Source organism: Leifsonia xyli subsp. xyli str. CTCB07, assembly GCF_000007665.1.
Taxonomy (GTDB): domain Bacteria; phylum Actinomycetota; class Actinomycetes; order Actinomycetales; family Microbacteriaceae; genus Leifsonia; species Leifsonia xyli_C.
On the sequence record NC_006087.1, the window covers coordinates 1,921,380 to 1,936,357 of the forward strand.

Sequence of the window (14,978 nt, forward strand, 5' to 3'; positions counted from 1 at the left end):
CAGCGGGCGGGCAGCGTCAGCCTCCCCCGAAAAACCTTGTACGAGGAGCAACCGTGGTCGTCCCCCTTCCCGTCCGGTCCGAGAAAAGCTGCGAGGCCCCGTTCGTCCTCGGGGGCGGCGCGCGCATCAGCGCCGCCGGTCCGGGTGCGGACGCTATGGCCCGGCGCCTGCGCGACGGGCTGGCGAGCGACGGCCGCCGCGAACTCGAGGTGGTACACGAGCCGCCGGCGTTCGGGGAAATCGCGATCGTCATCGCGGAGCACGAAGGGCCGGAGGGGCAGCGCGAGGAAGGGCACACCCTGGAGGTCTCGGCGGAGGGCGTGCGCATCGGCGCGGCCACCGCAACCGGGGCGTTCTGGGGCGTGCAGACGCTCCGCCAGCTGGTGCCGACGGCCCGCGCGGACGACCCGCTCACGATCGAGGCGGTCCGCATCCAGGACTACCCGCGCTTCGCTTACCGGGGCGCGATGCTGGATGTCGCACGGCATTTCTTCCCGCCCGCCGACATCCGCCGTTTCATCGACGCGATCGCACTGCTGAAGATCAACCACCTCCACCTGCACCTGACCGACGACCAGGGCTGGCGCATCGAGATCGAGTCCTGGCCGGAGCTGACCCGGATCGCCGGCTCCACGGGCAGCGACGGCAGCCCCGGCGGGTACTACACCCAGGACGAATACCGGGCGCTGGTCGACTACGCGGCCAAGCGTCACATCACGATCGTGCCCGAGATCGATGTGCCCGGCCACACGAACGCGGCGCTGGCGTCCTATCCAGAGCTGAACCCGGACGGCGTCGCCAAAGAGCTGTACACGGGGAGGAAAGTCGGCTTCAGCAGTCTGATGACCGATGACGCCACCACCGACCGGTTCCTGCGGGATGTGGTGCGCGAGTTCGCCGCGCTGACGCCGAGCCCGTACTTTCACATCGGCGGCGACGAATGCCTGAGCACCCCTGCCGAAGACTTCCGAGCTTTCATCGAGCGCGCCGCCGGCCTCGTGGCCGAGACCGGCAAGACCCCGGTGGGCTGGCACGAGATGGGCCGGAGCGACCGGCTGCCACGGGGCACCATCGGGCAGTACTGGTCGTTCCGCACTCCCCGCGACAAGACCGGCGAAAAGATCCTCTCCTTCGTGAGGCAGGGCGGCTCCGTCATCATGTCGCCCGCCGACGTGGCCTACCTCGATATGGTCTACGAAAAGGGCGACGCGATCGGCCTGGACTGGGCAAACGGACCGACCGACCTCCGCAGCGCCTATGGCTGGGAGCCGGCGCGTGTCGTACCCGGCCTGAGCGAATCGCACATCCTGGGCGTGGAGGGCCCGCTCTGGACCGAGACCGTCCCGACCATCGAGGACGCCGAAGAGATGGTGTTTCCCCGGCTGGCCGCCGTCGCCGAGATCGGCTGGTCGGCCACGCCCTACGGCACGGACTCTGCACGCGACTTCGACGATTTCGCCACCCGCGTGGCCCGGCTCGCGGAGCAGCTGGGACGCCCACGGCACCCGGTACCGGAGGGTGGACGGCCTCCCGTGGCTGGATGATGTCACCGTCTGATTCGCTCTTTCTTCGGGAACAGGAGGCCCCTCTGAAAGAGGGGTCCTTTTTTAAAATGTTATAGTTACATGTTCCATACCAGAAGAACTTCCTGTCGAAAACAGACACTTCCGCCCTGAGGAGTCCGGACCCGATGCAGCACCGCGAGCCCGACCAAGCCCGTACGACGAATCTCCGCGAATACCTGCGTATTCTCCGCACGTACTGGGTGGGGATGTTGATCCTGATCCTGATCAGCGTCTCCGCCGCAGCCGTGTGGACGATCGCCCAGACGCGGGTGTACAGCTCCACATCGCCCAGTTACAGGGCGACGGCGACGCCTCCAGCGGGGCGACCCAGTTCACCCCGACGGCCAGCGCCCCGCTCCCTTCGCTGCCCTCGTCACCGAACGTCCCGATCACCCTCAGTATCGCCTTGGTCCTCGGGCTCTTCCTCGCCGCCCTCTACGCGCTGATCCGGAACCAGCTGGACCGCGGCGTCCGGTCGGCCGAGATGGTCGAGAACACCTTCGGCGTCTCGGTGATCGGCACCGTCCCCGTCACGGACGAACTGGCCGAGAATTCGCACATCATCGGTATGAGCGGGAAGAACGCATCCGACTCCGTGAGCGCGATGGAGGCTCTGCGCGAACTCCGCACGAACCTCTCGTATGTGGATGTGGACAACCCCCGCGCATCCTGCTCGTCACCTCCTCCATGCCCTCCGAGGGCAAGTCGACCCTCTCGGCCAACCTGGCGGTCACGATCGCCCGCGGCGGCCAGCCGGTCGTCGTCGTCGACGCCGACATGCGCCACCCCACGCAGGGCAAGACCTTCGGCATCCCCAACGGCGCCGGGCTCTCGGATGTCCTCGCCGGCCGGGTCTCTCTGCGCGAAGTGCTGCAAGACCCCGATGTCTCTCTCCACACACACATCCGTGTCCTCACCGCGGGCCGCACGCCACCGAACCCGAGCGAGCTGCTCGGCTCCCGGACAATGCGCGAACTCCTCGCCGCCCTCTCCGAACTCGCCGTGGTCATCGTGGACGCACCGCCGCTGCTCCCGGTCACCGACGCCGCCGTGCTCTCCAAATCGGTCGATGGTGTGCTGCTGGTCGTCAACGCGAAGCGCACGAAGATCGACCAGCTCGGAAAGGCCCTCCGCACCCTCGACCAGGCCGCCGGGAAGCTCACCGGGGTCGTCCTCAACCGCGTCCCGCGCCGCGGCGCCGACGCTGTCAACTACGGCTACTACGGTGCCAAATACGGGTACGGCTACTACCACGATGCATCCCTGACGGCCGGGCCTGAGGCAGCCCCGGCGCCGGCCGCCACCCCCGTGCCGACGCCAGCCGAGCCGGACGCTGCCGACCGGGACGCTACCGACCCGCACAGCACGTCCGGCAGCGTCCCGGAGCCGGTTCCCGCCGAACCCGCGAACCGCGGCCGCCGGGCCGCGCGGCACGGATAAGAACCGGCTTCAGCGGAACGCTCCGCCACAGGTCAGAAGGATTCCGCGCCTCATTGCGGCACGACGGTCAACGGCCGGGCACTTCCCGCCGCGATTCCCGCAGCGTCGCCCACTCGTCGAGACCGACGCGAGGACGACCCCGGGTTCACAAGACGCTCAGCGCCGCTCGTGAGCGCGGGTCGCGTCCACCGGGCGCGCCAAAAGACGGAGCGCGCCGAAACGCGGAGCGCGCCAAGATGCGGAGGCTAGGCCTGCCGACCGGGAGCGCTCTCTTTCAGCGGGCGCGAGCACTGTGCTCGCCCCCGCTGTCCGCCGTTTCCCCCGCTCCGGGCCCTCCGCGCTCAGAGAGCGAGCGCGGTCGCCGCTTCGGCCGCCGCGTCGACGGCGATGTCGATGGCCGCCATCTCCACCGTCGCTGCGATAGCGGCGAAAGCCGCTGTTACGAGGCAGATGACCTCGTGCTGCGACCCCGCGACGACGGCTGTCGAATGCGAACCGAGATCGGCGACGAGCAGATCATTCACGGTTCTGGTGGTTCGTCGAATGGACATCGCATCCCCTCTCGCCTGGCAGTGGAGGCGGTTCTCCGTCGCCACGATAGGTGGAGAGCCCCGCCCAGAGCGGCCACAGCGCTCGGAATGAGTGGCGCGATACCGGCGCGAAAGCGAAAAGGGCCTTCCGGACGCACAGCGTTTCGAGAAGCTCAGCGGGTCCGTCGCCCGTTTAGCACACGCCGCGTCACCGGCTCCGTTCCGCTGAGCGCCTCCGGCGGCTCCGGGGGTGCGTTCCGGTTCAGCCGCGGCAGCGAGAAGAACAGCATCAGGGCGATGGCCGTGAACGGCCACACCATCGTGTCGAAGGAGAACATCATGGCCGCGATGGCCGCCACGATGGCACGGCTGGCCCGGTCGCCGCGAACGAACGCGACCACAACCATGACGATCAGCACGAGCAGGCCGAGCACTCCCACCGTGCCGAGCGCTTCGACCAGCATGTTGTCTACGACGTGGAAGTTGAACGGACTGACCAGATCTCCCTCGACGAAGAGCTGATCGTCCCGGCCCCAGCCGACCCCGAACAGCGACTCCATCGGCGGTCACGCGAGGAGGTCGGGAATGCGGGCCAGGTTGCCGATGCGCTGCGCCCACGAACCGGAATCGAGGAGGTCGGCGGTCAACTCGCTGATGCGGGAACCGGCGCCGATCGCGAGAGCGACGAACGCGGCTCCCCCGGCGATCAGCAGGTTGCGCATCCACTTGGCCAGACCGGGGCGCATCGCCAGGTGCAGGATGACGCCCACGGCGAAGGAGACCATCGCGCTCCGGGTGCCGCTCAGCGCCAGGCCGGCGACGACGACAGCCAGGAGCGGCAAACGCCACCGGCGGGTGAGCCGCCCGGCGTCCACCCAGACGAGGGTCGCGCACACCGCCAGGAACCAGCAGAAGACGATCGGATGTCCGAAGGTGCCCTGTGCTCGGTCGAAGCCGTCGATGAGCGGGTTCGCGCGTGCGCCTGCCAGGTAGCCCCACAGGGGCTGCATCCCAGCGCCGAACTCGAGCGCGGCCAGCGCGACCTCGACGACCATGACCGCGAGCGTGACGCGCACGAAGAGCCGCACCGATGCGCGATCCAGATGCAGCGCGACGTGGCTCACGAGCAGCGCGAACGTCCCGAAGACCAGCATCCCGGACACACTGCGACCGTGCATGACCAGCGTGCTCAGCATCGCGAGGACCCACCAGGCGCACAGGACCCCCTGCAGGAGTCTCTCTCCGGAGGACGACGAGCGCACCCGGACGAGAGAGATGCCCAGGATGACAGATCCGAAGGCCATCGAGGCCATCGAGACATTCGATCCCGCGGTCAGGGTCGCGCCGACGACCGCGACCACCAGGGCGATAGACAGGGCAGTGGCACGGGCCAGACGCGCCGGGACCAGCAGGACCAGGAGGATGGCGACGGCTCCGGCGGCGAGCACGGCCGCGAGGGCAACGCTACCCACGGCCGGTCACCGCCACGGGGAGCTCGGCCCGCAGCAGCGGGCCGAGCATGGCCGAGTAGGTCTCCGTCAGGTGGCCGTGGTCGCGCTTGGCGAGAACGCCGTCGACGCCGGGCGGGCAGCCAAGACCGGGGACGCAGAACCAGCCGGTTGGGTCGATGTAGTCGACCGTCATACCGGTGTCCCGCGCGCTCTCCACTGCGGCCTTCTCGGCTCGCGCCTTGAGCCCGTAGGCCCCGGACGGCTGCCGGACGCAGTCGGCGGATCGCCCGGACCGGACAGCGCAATCGGCCGCGGCGGTCGTCTCCGGCGGGTTGCCGAGAACGACGACGGAGACCTCCGCCTAGCGGAACCGATCCAACGCCTCCCCGAGGCCGGCCTGCCACTCGGCGACGGCGCTCTGCCCCGCCGCGTTACCGCGCTCCGCGCTGATCAGACCGGACGCGATGAACCCCGGGACGCTCCACACCGTCCCCTCGTTCCCGGACAGCTCGGACGGGAGGATGCGCTCGATGACGGTCTCCGCCTCGGGAAGGCGACCGCGCAGAGCGTGGCAGAGCGCCAGCAGACCGCTGGCGGCCAGCTCGACGTGCCGGCGGTCCGCGCGCCCGGCCAGGCCGAGCGCCGCTTCCAGCCGCTGAGCCGCCTCCGCGTAGTTTCCGGTGTGGAACGGCGGAAGGGCGCTCTGCAACCAGAGTTCGGCCGTCTCGTCCTCGGGAAGGTCGGCCTGGCCGAAGATGCGTGTGAGATAGCCGGCCTCGGCGACCGCCTTGGTGAACGACCCGTCCGCGATCTCCATCCGCAGCTTGCCGGCCTGGAGCCAGGCGCGCTCAGCGGCGGGCATGGCGCCAGCGGGCTTCTTGAGCCGGCGTGGCGGGACGGCGATGCCCGCTTCGGCGCCGAGCGTCCGCTCGACGACGATGAGCCAGGCGTCCTGGTCGAAGACGGAGGCGGGGATGCGGGAGACGATCTCCGCCGCGCGCTCCGGCGAGCACAGCAGTTCGGCGCACCGGCGACGGACCAGGCAGCTGAGCTCCGCCCAGTCGCCGCGGTCGGCGTAGAGCGTGGCGAGCTCCAGGTCGGCGCCGACTCGGCGGTACTCGGCGAGGGCGAGCCAGGCGTCGTCGCTGACCGCAGAGGCCGGATCGGCGTCCACACCGGAAATGCGGAGTGCGGGCTCCCCGAAGACGAGCGTTTCGGCAGCAAGACCGCGCTTGGCCAGGACGGAGAGGATCTCCTCGGCCGCTGGTTCGACAGACGCCAGCCGCGAGCGCAGCGTGGCCGTCAGAACGGGCACCTCGGCGATCCGGGAGGCGATGGCAATCCAGGCGGCGCCGAAGCGCTCGGCGAGGTCGTCGGCGGTGACGCGGGCGAGCGTCGTCCATGCGGTGCGCAGAGCACCGTCGGAGACCGCGACGTGGCGGGGAAGGGTGGCGAGCAGGCGGGTGACCAGGACGGGACGGCCCTGTGTCCGGGCGGCGAGCGCGGCGAGCTGCCGGCGGCTGAAGCGCACGGCGGCGAGATCGGCGGCGCGGACGACCTCAGCAAGGTCGAAGCGGAGTTCGTCCGAACCGATGACGACAGGGGTGATGCCGCGGGCGAGCAGCCGGAAACGCGGGCTGTCGTCCGCCGCGATCAGGAGCGCCGGGACGCCGGCCGCAGCAGCCGCGGCGGCGATCGCCTCGAGTTGGGGGCGGCGAGACCGTCGGCCGTGGCGACGATCGCGTCCCGCTTGGCGTCGGAGGCCAGGACAGCCGAGGTCTTGCCCGAGCCGGAGGGCCCTTCCAGAAGGAGGACGGCTCCGGGGCGGGCGGTGGCCAGCGCGTCGTCCAGAACACGCCGGGAGATGAATTCCAGGGGCGCGGCGGATCGCATGGTCGGGCCGAGGTTCGCGATGTCGGGCATTGATTCGGTCAGGGGTTTCGTCATGGGTTCGGGTCTCACCTCCGCTCGGACTGATTGTTCCCGCGGGGCGGGGGCCTCATACCGAGCGCTTCGGGGAAGTACGTGCCAACGAGCGAGCTTAGCGAGGTACGCAACGGGTATTGCGTATAAGAACTTTCGATCTTGCGTATTCCATAATACGCTGAGATTCTAAATTGTGAAACCCGAAATCTCTTACCCTGACCAGAAATAATTCTTATTCTCGAATCATTCGCCTCCCGTCCCGCTCCCACCCTGGTAGGTAGGGAATCTGTGCTCAGATTGGCACGCGATCTGCTCTCCGCGAGCGCCGATATCGACATCGTCGGAAGCGGCGGAAGCGGCCGCACCAGCGTGCTCGACGCGCTCGCGCTCACGGTCGCCGACAGCCAGGCGACCGTCGTGCGGATCAACGGTGTCCGTGCGCTGCGCTGCAATCCGCTGGCCGCGGTCCACGCCGCGGGCATCGGCTCTCAGCTCACCGGCGACCGCCGCCCCGCGTCGCCGCTGCAGAACGCGATCGACGCGCTCAGCGCATCGGTCGGGGACGGACGCGGTGTGATCCTCATCGACGACACCGACCTGCTCGACGAGGCTTCGCTCGGAGCGATCGAAGCCGTCCAGCGCTCGATGCGGGTGCCGACCGCGAGGACACGCTCGCGGCTCAGCGCGAACAGTGCTCACACGGCCGGATACGTGATCGACCTCCCCTCGCTCCGGTACGACGATCTGGAGATCGTGCTGAGCGAACGGCTTGGCGGAATGATCGACGCGGGGACCATGAGCCGCGTCTACGCGAAGTCCGGCGGCAATGTCGGGCTCGCCCTCACGATGATCGACCTCGCCGCGCGCGAAGGCCGTCTGCTGCTCACGAACGAGGTGTGGATGGCCCGGCGCAGCCTGTGGAGCCCGTCCCTGCGCGGCGCGGTCGAGACCTATCTCTCCTGGCTCGGCGACGAGCACCGCGAAGCGCTCGAGATGATCGCGATGGTCGGCGTGAGCGACCTGGAGACGGCCCTCAAGCTGAGCGACAACAGCGTCCTGGAGCAACTAGAGGACGCGGGCGTCCTCCGGATCGTCCCGAGCGGCAGCCATCAGCTGGTCACGGTCGACCCGCCGCTGCTCTCCGAGTTCTACCGGCACAAGTCCTCCGCGGTGCGGCGACAGCGCCTGGCGAGCCGGATCCGGGTCGTGCGCGGCTCGCTGGACTCGCTGGAGGCCATCCTCGCCGACACCCCGGTCGTCCCGCACGGCCTCGGCGACGGGGACGCTCTGTTCGTGCGTCTCGTCCATGAGCGCGCACGAACGCGCCGCGTCGTCACCGAAGCGGAGTGGCACAACGCGCCGGAAGCCGGCTCCGCCCACCGTTACCTGCAGGCTCTCCTGGCCGACGCCGACTCGGACGGCCTCGTCGCCCGGACCTTCGCCCAGACCGAGAACAGCGCAGGCGAGCCGGTCGACCTCGCCCGGCTGGCCGTGCTGCGCGCTCAGTGGCAGCTCGCCTCCGGGAGCGACCTCGAGAAGACGCTCCGCGAACTGCGCGAGCGGGTCGCCGGACTCGGCCCCGCGGCCCGGCTGGCCGACGCCGAGGCCGTGCTCCTCGAAGCGGCCGCGCGCGGCATCCCAGACGACGCGGACGATCGGCTGGAGGCCGGCGGCGACCTCCCGCACCCGATCCGCACGCGGCTGCTCGAAGTCACGCTCACCATCGCCACCCTCCGCGGCCGGTTCGCGGAGGCGCACGCGCTCTTCGACCAGCTCTCCGCGCTGGGGACCGCCGACATCTCGACCGACATCGTCGCCACGCACGGCTACACCCTGCTCGGCGAGGGCCGGCACGCCGAGGCGCTAGCCTGGGCGGAGCGCGGTGTGGACGAAGCGCACGCCAATCTGGATGTCTCCGGGCTCCGCGCCCATAGCTTCATCGCGGCACTGTGCCTGACGGTCTCCGGGCAGTACAGCAAGGCGGAGAATGTGATCTCCGTCGCGCTCGCTCTCGGAGAGCCACCGCTCACGGACCTGAGCGACCACATCGGAATCCAGGCGCTCGCCTCCGTGGTCGCGGTCCGCCGGGACAACGCAGCCCTCGGCGAAAGGCTGCGCGCCGACATCGCCGCCACTCCCGCCGCCGGCACTCTGATCGGCCGCTCCGGTCTCACCTGGAGCACTGCCCAGCTGGTCGCTTACCGGGGACAGCCGAACGAGGCAGCGCAGTTGCTCCACGGCCACTCGGATCACCTCCGCGGCATCGGAGTCCACTCGGGGAGCGTTTTCGCCCTGCTGTCGGCCCTTGAGCTCAACCCGGACCCGGCCGGCCTGGAGCAGGCCTCCGATGTCCTCCGCGGGATGCAGTCCGAGTTCTTCGACGCTCACCTCGCCTTCCTGATCGCCCTTCAGGACCGGGACGCGGACGCGATCACCGCCCTCGTGCCCCGGCTGACCGCGAGTGGCCGGCCCGGCCTGGCCGTCGTCGCGTTCCGCCTGGCCTCCGAGTGGCTGAACGAGGACGGTGAGCACGAGCGGGCACGCGAGTCCGACCGGGCGCGCGAGGAGTTCATCGCCGCCCTCCCGAGCCGCAGCTATGACGCGACCCGGATGTTCGCGACGGCGATCAACCTGACCGAGCGCGAGATCTCGCGACCCGTCGCGAGCGGCCTGTCCAACCCGCAGATCGCCGCGCGACTCGTGCTCAGCGTGCGGACCGTGGAGAGCCACCTGCACCGGATCATGCGGAAGACCTCTGTCTCGAACCGCGCGGAACTGGCCTCGCTCATCAAGTCGATCGCCGTCTAAGGGTAGCCGAGGAACCAGAGCAGCAGCAGGGTCACCGGTTGCAGGGCGACACCGGCGACGAGCGCGATCGCGCGAGCCCGGCGGGTGAGCCCCGGCGCGCCCGCGAGGGGTGCGAGCGGCATCAGCAGCCGGAACAGACTCTGCTGCGGCAGGAACACCGCAAAGAGGTAGAGGCCGTAGCTCGCCGCGTAGGCGACGACCTCGACGTCGAGATCCCGGACGCCGGGGCGGCGCAGCAGCCAGATGTACCCGGCGACGACGGAGACGACGAGCAGCGTCCCGGCGAGGCCCTCGTACGTCCAGGTGAACAGGAACCACGGGGTAAGCGGCACGAACGTCACCCGCCCGACGTATCCTGTCCACCAGGAGAGCTCGGTCTCCACATAGGCGCCCGGCATGCCGGTGACCGCGGACGCGATGACGGCCCAGGCGAGTCCGGCGAGGGCCGAGACGGCGCCGGCGGCGATCATCGCCGCGCGCTGGCGGCCCGGGAACTCCTCGCCACCTCGCCGGGCCTGCACCAGCCGGACCAGGAAGACGATTCCGAGTGCCAGCGGCAGTGCGAGCTCCCCGGGCTTGGTGAAAGCGGCCGCGACGGCGAACGGGATGACGGCCAGGTAGCGGCGCTCCATCGCCACCCAGAGACCAGCGAACATCAGCAGCAAGAAGAGGCTCTCGGCGTACGCGATCTGGAGCACGAACGAGAGCGGTCCGAAACAGAAGAGAACGGCGGCCCAGAAGCCGTTCAGCGCGCCGGCGCGGGAGGCAACGAGACGGTAGAGCACCAGCGTCGCGAGCGCACTGAACACGACCGCAGCGAGGACGCCGGGAAGATCGAAGCCGAGCCCGGTGACCGACATCAGACCACGCACGATCAGGGGATAGAGCGGGAGGAACACCCAGGGATTCTGCTCGACATCCCCGGACGAATCGACCGGCAGGGTGTGCGGGTAGCCGTCGTCCGCGATCCGCCGATAGAAGGACGCGTCCCAAGTGGCCGAGAAACGGAAGAAGCCGTTCTGCCCGATCGGGCTGGCCGAGGGCCAGTGCCCGGCGGTCTCCGCCACGTACAGCGCCAGCATGAGGGCCGTCGTGAGGAGGCGGGACACCGCGAAAACCCCGAGCAGCAGCGGCCACCAGCGCCACTCGCGGCCGAACAGCGGGATGCGCGGGTGCGCGGCCTGCCGCCCGCTGCCTGCCGGCCGGACAAGACTGGTGACGCCCGCGATCATAGCCTCCGATGCTACTCCGGACGGGCAGCCGGGTGCGGCCCGCCGGCAGCGGCGACGACCCGCGCGCGGCCGGAAGTCCCCCTGTCGAAACGCTCTCGGCGCAGTGCTTCTCTCAGCGAGCATCAAGTATTCAATATATGTTTTTGATGTTTATGATGTGTTTTGCTGACGCCTGCCTGAGTTTCGGGTTTGCCACGGTTTTGTGGCCGTCTGTCCTGGGGGTTTCGAGAGGGAGGAGAACGGAGCTGTCATGGCGAGGATCGGTGGGAATGATCCGACGGGGTATTCGTATTCGTCGGCTGATGCGTTGAGGTTGGCGTGTGGGGTTTTGGAGTCGGGGGTGGAGGGGCAGGCGGGGTCGCGTGCTTCTCTGGTGTCGACGGCGGGCCGGGAGTTCCGGGGGTTCTATGCGCAGGCGTTCGCCGAGAATGCGCGGGTGGGCCGGGACGGTGCTATCGCGCTGGCGGGCGCGTTGCGGAGTCTTTCTGGTTTCGTCGACCAGTTGCGGCAGGCGGCGCGGGCGGAGGACAGGCGGCGTGAGGAGAATTGGTTCGTCGGGGCCCGGTATGAGGTCGGGACGGCGTTGGGGTGGGTGGAGAAGGACGACCCGCAGCCGCCGGCTCCGGAGCCGGAACCGTCGGCTGCGGCTGAGCCGGTGACGATCGCGGGCCGAGGGGACCCGGGCGGTCGGAGGGCGTCGAGTGTGTCGGCGGCGGTTCCGGGGGATCTGCGCTCGTTTCAATCGGGCACGCAGTCGTTGGACGCACAGGCGAGGGGGTGGGTGTCGTCGTTCTCGTCGGCGTTGGCGGAGTATGAGGCGGGCTGCAATGGGCGGTGGGGGACGCTGAACGCTCAGTCGCTGGTGGCGGCGGTGCGTGCGTGGCTGGACGCTAATGAGCGGGATGCGCAGTGGGCGGGTCAGGTCGCGGGGGGTTTTCGAGGCGGTGGGCACTGGTGGCGGGGTGGTCACGGTGTCGGATACGTCGATCGGTGCGGCGCTGGCGTCGGTGGGGCTCGACATCTTTCGGGACGATTTCACGATCGGCCCGTTCTCGGCGCTGGGGACCCCGCCGACGAATGGTTTCGCGGACGATCCGGTGAACACGGCGACGGGGAATTTCCTGGAGCCGGAGACGGATCTGCCGTTCTCCGGGGGTGCGGCGTCCCTGGCGTGTACGCGGATGTACAACTCGCTCGATGCTCGGGTGGGTGTGTTCGGTGTCGGCTGGTCTTCCGTGTTCGATGTCCGGCTGACGCTGGACGAGGAGGGCGCAGGGTTCGTGATGGCGGACGGCCGCCAGGTGTGCTTCCCGCGGCAGGGTGCGGGCTGGGATCGCGGGACCGGGGAGAACTTCTGGCTCGCCGAGGAGCCTGCCGGCACGCTTCCGCTGCGGCGGGAGGCGGCTGGGGCGGCGCTGGTCGTGCGGAACAACGCTGGGGGGTGGTGGGCGTTCAGCCTGGCCGGTGTGTGGCTGGGGTCAGGGAACGGGCCGGGCACAACGGTGAGAGTCCTCCGGGAGGAGTCCGGGCGGGTTTCGGGCCTGGTCCATGAGTGGGGCCGGTCGCTGACGGTGGAGTACGCCGGCGACCGGGTGGCGTCGGTGTCGGCATCCGATGGTCGCCGGCTCGAGTACCTGTACGACGACGAACGGCGTCTGGTCGGCGTCCAGGACGCGGTGGGGACGCGGTCGTATCGGTGGAACAGCCAGGGTCTGGTCGACCGGGTGGTCTCCGCCGCCGGGGTGGTGGAGTGCGAGAACGCTTACGACGACACGGGGCGGGTGATTCAGCAGGTCACCGCGTTCGGCCGCACGGTGCGGTTCGCGTATCTGCGGGGCCGGGTGACCTCGGTCTCCGACGACGACGGGACGAGGGCGAACACCTGGGTCTCCGACGCCAAAGGCCGGGTGGTGGGCGTCATCGACGCCGATGGGAACCGGCAGTCGATGGCGTACGACCGGCACGGCAACCTGGTCCCGGTGACCGAGCGGGACGGGCAGACCACCGTGCATGCCGTCGACGACCGCGGGCGCAGGACGCGCACTGTCACCGCCGAGGGCGCGGATGTCGTCTACGGGTACGACGAGCATGACCGGGTGACCACCGTCGTCACCGCGTCCGGCGGCACTGTCGAGTACGCCTACGCGAGTGAGGGGGATCGCAACCCGTGCCGGGTCACCGACCCTGGCGGCGTTGTCACCGAGCTGAGCTGGGAGGAAGGGGTGCTCACCCGGGTGACGGACCCTCTGGGAGCGACCACCCGCTACGAGTACGGCCCTCATGGCGAGTTGGTCACCACGATCGACCCGCTCGGCCGGGCCGTGACCAAGCAGTTCGACGACCTCGGCAACGTCTCGGCGGTGACCCTGCCGGATGGGGACGCCTGGGGTACGCCCATGACGCGCTCGCCCGGCTGCGAGCGATCACCGACCCGGCCGGCGGACTGGCGTCGCGACTACAACGCCACCGGCCAGCTGGCCGTGACGGTCGACCCGACCGGGGTGCGCACCGAGAACACCCGCGTCGAGCAGTCCGATGGCTCCGCCGAGCTGATCGGCTACGACCCCTGCGGCCGTCCCGTCGAGGTGCTGGACGCCGAGGGCGGCCTCACCCGCATCCTCCGCGACCGCGCTGGCCGCGTCATCCAGGTCACCACCCCCGCGGGCCGGATCACCCGGTACGGCATCCGCCGCTTCGCCTACGACGAAGCCGGTCAGCTCACCGCCACCACCACCGGTCTCGGCGGGCTCACCCGCTACGAGTACGACACCCGCGGCCGGATGGTCCGGGTCACCGACCCCGCCGGCGGTGTCACCACCCGCACGTACACCCCGCTCGACAAAGTCGCCACCAGCACCGACCCCCTCGGCCGCACCACCGCAGCCGAATACGACGCGGCCGGCCGCCAAGTCTCCCAAACCGACCCAGACGGGGTCACCACCGAGTGGGAGCACGATGCGGCCGGACTCGTCTGCGCCCTCCGCGTCGCAGGCCGCCTCGTCTCCCGCATCGACCGGGACCCCCGCTCCCGCACCGCGACGATCACCGACCACACCCACCCCGGCGGCGACCCGGTCACCCACACCCTCCGCTACAACCGCCACGACCGCCTGGTCGAACGCACGACCGGTGGCCAGAGGACCCGGTGGGAGTACGACCCCGACGGCCACCGCACCGGGATGCTCGCCCCGGGCGGCGACCGCACCGACTACCGGCACGACACGACCGGCCGGGTGATCGAGATCGCCCGCACCGGGTTCGGCAGCGTCCAGTACGAGTACGACGCCGACGGGCGGATGCTCCGCGCACAGGCCGGTGACCTCCTCCAAACCTGGGAGTACCGGGCCGGCCACCCCATCCGGCACACCCGTATCACCCCCGACAGCGCCCACACCACGACCATCGCCCGGGACGAGGACGACCGGATCACCGGCATCCACCGCCCCGACACCCGCACCGACTACCGCTACAACGACGCCTGCCAGCTCACCGCCGCGACCACCAGCTCCCCCGGGGCCACCACCCGGGCCACCTGGACCTACGACACAGCTGGCCGTCTGATCGCGGAGACCCGCGACCACTCCACCCGCACCCACGAGTACGACGCCGCCGGGCAACTGCTGACCTCCACCGCTGGCCCGCAGCGCACCACGTTCGCCTACGACGGCGCTGGCCGCCGCACCCACACCACCACCGGCACCCGCACCACCACCGGCGACCGCAGCACCCACTACCAGTGGGGCGACACCGGCCACCTCACCGGCATCACCGAACACACCAGCGACACCACCCGGAAAACCCGGCTCTGGGTCAACGCTCTGGGCGAGCTGGCCGAGGTCGACGGGACAGCGTCGGTGTGGGACACCGCCTCCCCCATCCCCGCCCTCACCACCTTCGGCGAAACGAGCGTGCTCCACGCCCCGGGTGGGCTCACCGGCCTGGACGGGACCTGGATCACCCCGGACTGGCGGGACACACACCGCCAGCGACGATGACCCCTGGGCGGCGCTGGCCGGTCTCCCCGGC

At 70.0% G+C, this 14,978-nt stretch carries 11 protein-coding genes and 1 pseudogene; 4 read left to right on the top strand and 8 right to left on the bottom strand.

The features are described 5' to 3' along the window. The first annotated feature begins 53 nt into the window (after positions 1-53). Positions 54-1,544 (top strand): beta-N-acetylhexosaminidase, encoded by a 1,491-nt coding sequence (locus LXX_RS09160; RefSeq protein ID WP_011186584.1) that lies wholly within the window; start codon positions 54-56, stop codon positions 1,542-1,544. 456 nt (positions 1,545-2,000) lie between these two features. Here the strand turns inward: LXX_RS09160 and LXX_RS12755 are convergent, their stop codons facing one another. Further along, the gene (locus LXX_RS12755; protein WP_155806814.1) at positions 2,001-2,222 is read right to left on the bottom strand and encodes a hypothetical protein; all 222 of its coding nucleotides are present in this window, start codon (positions 2,220-2,222) and stop codon (positions 2,001-2,003) included. A gap of 12 nt (positions 2,223-2,234) precedes the next feature. Here LXX_RS12755 and LXX_RS12760 point away from each other — a divergent pair, with 12 nt between their 5' ends. Next, positions 2,235-3,005: a CpsD/CapB family tyrosine-protein kinase gene (locus tag LXX_RS12760; RefSeq protein ID WP_223227770.1), complete on the top strand. Its 771-nt coding sequence runs from the start codon at positions 2,235-2,237 to the stop codon at positions 3,003-3,005. A gap of 341 nt (positions 3,006-3,346) precedes the next feature. Here the strand turns inward: LXX_RS12760 and LXX_RS09170 are convergent, their stop codons facing one another. From LXX_RS09170 to LXX_RS09195, 6 genes and pseudogenes are all read right to left on the bottom strand, one after another. Further along, a complete protein-coding gene (locus LXX_RS09170) occupies positions 3,347-3,529 on the bottom strand; it encodes a hypothetical protein (protein ID WP_041767679.1) in 183 nt (60 codons plus the stop codon). Positions 3,530-3,708: 179 nt separating this feature from the next. Next, positions 3,709-4,095, bottom strand: a complete 387-nt coding sequence (locus LXX_RS09175; protein ID WP_011186586.1) for a hypothetical protein — start codon at positions 4,093-4,095, stop codon at positions 3,709-3,711. A gap of 6 nt (positions 4,096-4,101) precedes the next feature. Beyond that, positions 4,102-5,007 (bottom strand): hypothetical protein, encoded by a 906-nt coding sequence (locus LXX_RS09180; protein WP_011186587.1) that lies wholly within the window; start codon positions 5,005-5,007, stop codon positions 4,102-4,104. Beyond that, positions 5,000-5,326: pseudogene (locus LXX_RS15740) on the bottom strand (SGNH hydrolase domain-containing protein); the annotation flags it as partial. The gene LXX_RS09180 and the pseudogene LXX_RS15740, both read right to left, overlap by 8 nt. A 21-nt stretch (positions 5,327-5,347) precedes the next feature. Further along, positions 5,348-6,517 carry a hypothetical protein gene (locus LXX_RS09190; protein ID WP_041767681.1) on the bottom strand — a complete coding sequence of 390 codons (1,170 nt, stop codon included), beginning with the start codon at positions 6,515-6,517 and terminating at the stop codon, positions 5,348-5,350. Positions 6,518-6,639: 122 nt separating this feature from the next. Further along, the gene (locus LXX_RS09195) at positions 6,640-6,909 is read right to left on the bottom strand and encodes a hypothetical protein (protein ID WP_041767682.1); all 270 of its coding nucleotides are present in this window, start codon (positions 6,907-6,909) and stop codon (positions 6,640-6,642) included. 291 nt (positions 6,910-7,200) lie between these two features. Here LXX_RS09195 and LXX_RS09200 point away from each other — a divergent pair, with 291 nt between their 5' ends. Next, positions 7,201-9,720, top strand: a complete 2,520-nt coding sequence (locus tag LXX_RS09200) for a helix-turn-helix transcriptional regulator (protein WP_011186591.1) — start codon at positions 7,201-7,203, stop codon at positions 9,718-9,720. Here LXX_RS09200 and LXX_RS09205 read toward each other — a convergent pair. Further along, complete coding sequence (locus LXX_RS09205) at positions 9,717-10,952, bottom strand: mannosyltransferase family protein (RefSeq protein ID WP_011186592.1); 1,236 nt, start codon at positions 10,950-10,952, stop codon at positions 9,717-9,719. The two genes, LXX_RS09200 and LXX_RS09205, sit on opposite strands and share 4 nt — an antisense overlap. Before the next feature lie 971 nt (positions 10,953-11,923). On the opposite strand from LXX_RS09205, the gene LXX_RS09210 reads away from it, so the two are divergent. After that, positions 11,924-14,947, top strand: coding sequence for a DUF6531 domain-containing protein (locus LXX_RS09210; protein ID WP_176714731.1), 3,024 nt, complete (start codon positions 11,924-11,926; stop codon positions 14,945-14,947). The last annotated feature ends 31 nt before the right edge of the window (positions 14,948-14,978 follow it).

Bases quoted from the DNA above. Each gene is read 5' to 3' on its own strand.
- LXX_RS09205 (WP_011186592.1), bottom strand. From the start codon at position 10,952: ATGATCGCGGGCGTCACCAGTCTTGTCCGGCCGGCAGGCAGCGGGCGG.
- LXX_RS09195 (WP_041767682.1), bottom strand. From the start codon at position 6,909: ATGCCCGACATCGCGAACCTCGGCCCGACCATGCGATCCGCCGCGCCC.
- LXX_RS09175 (WP_011186586.1), bottom strand. From the start codon at position 4,095: ATGGAGTCGCTGTTCGGGGTCGGCTGGGGCCGGGACGATCAGCTCTTC.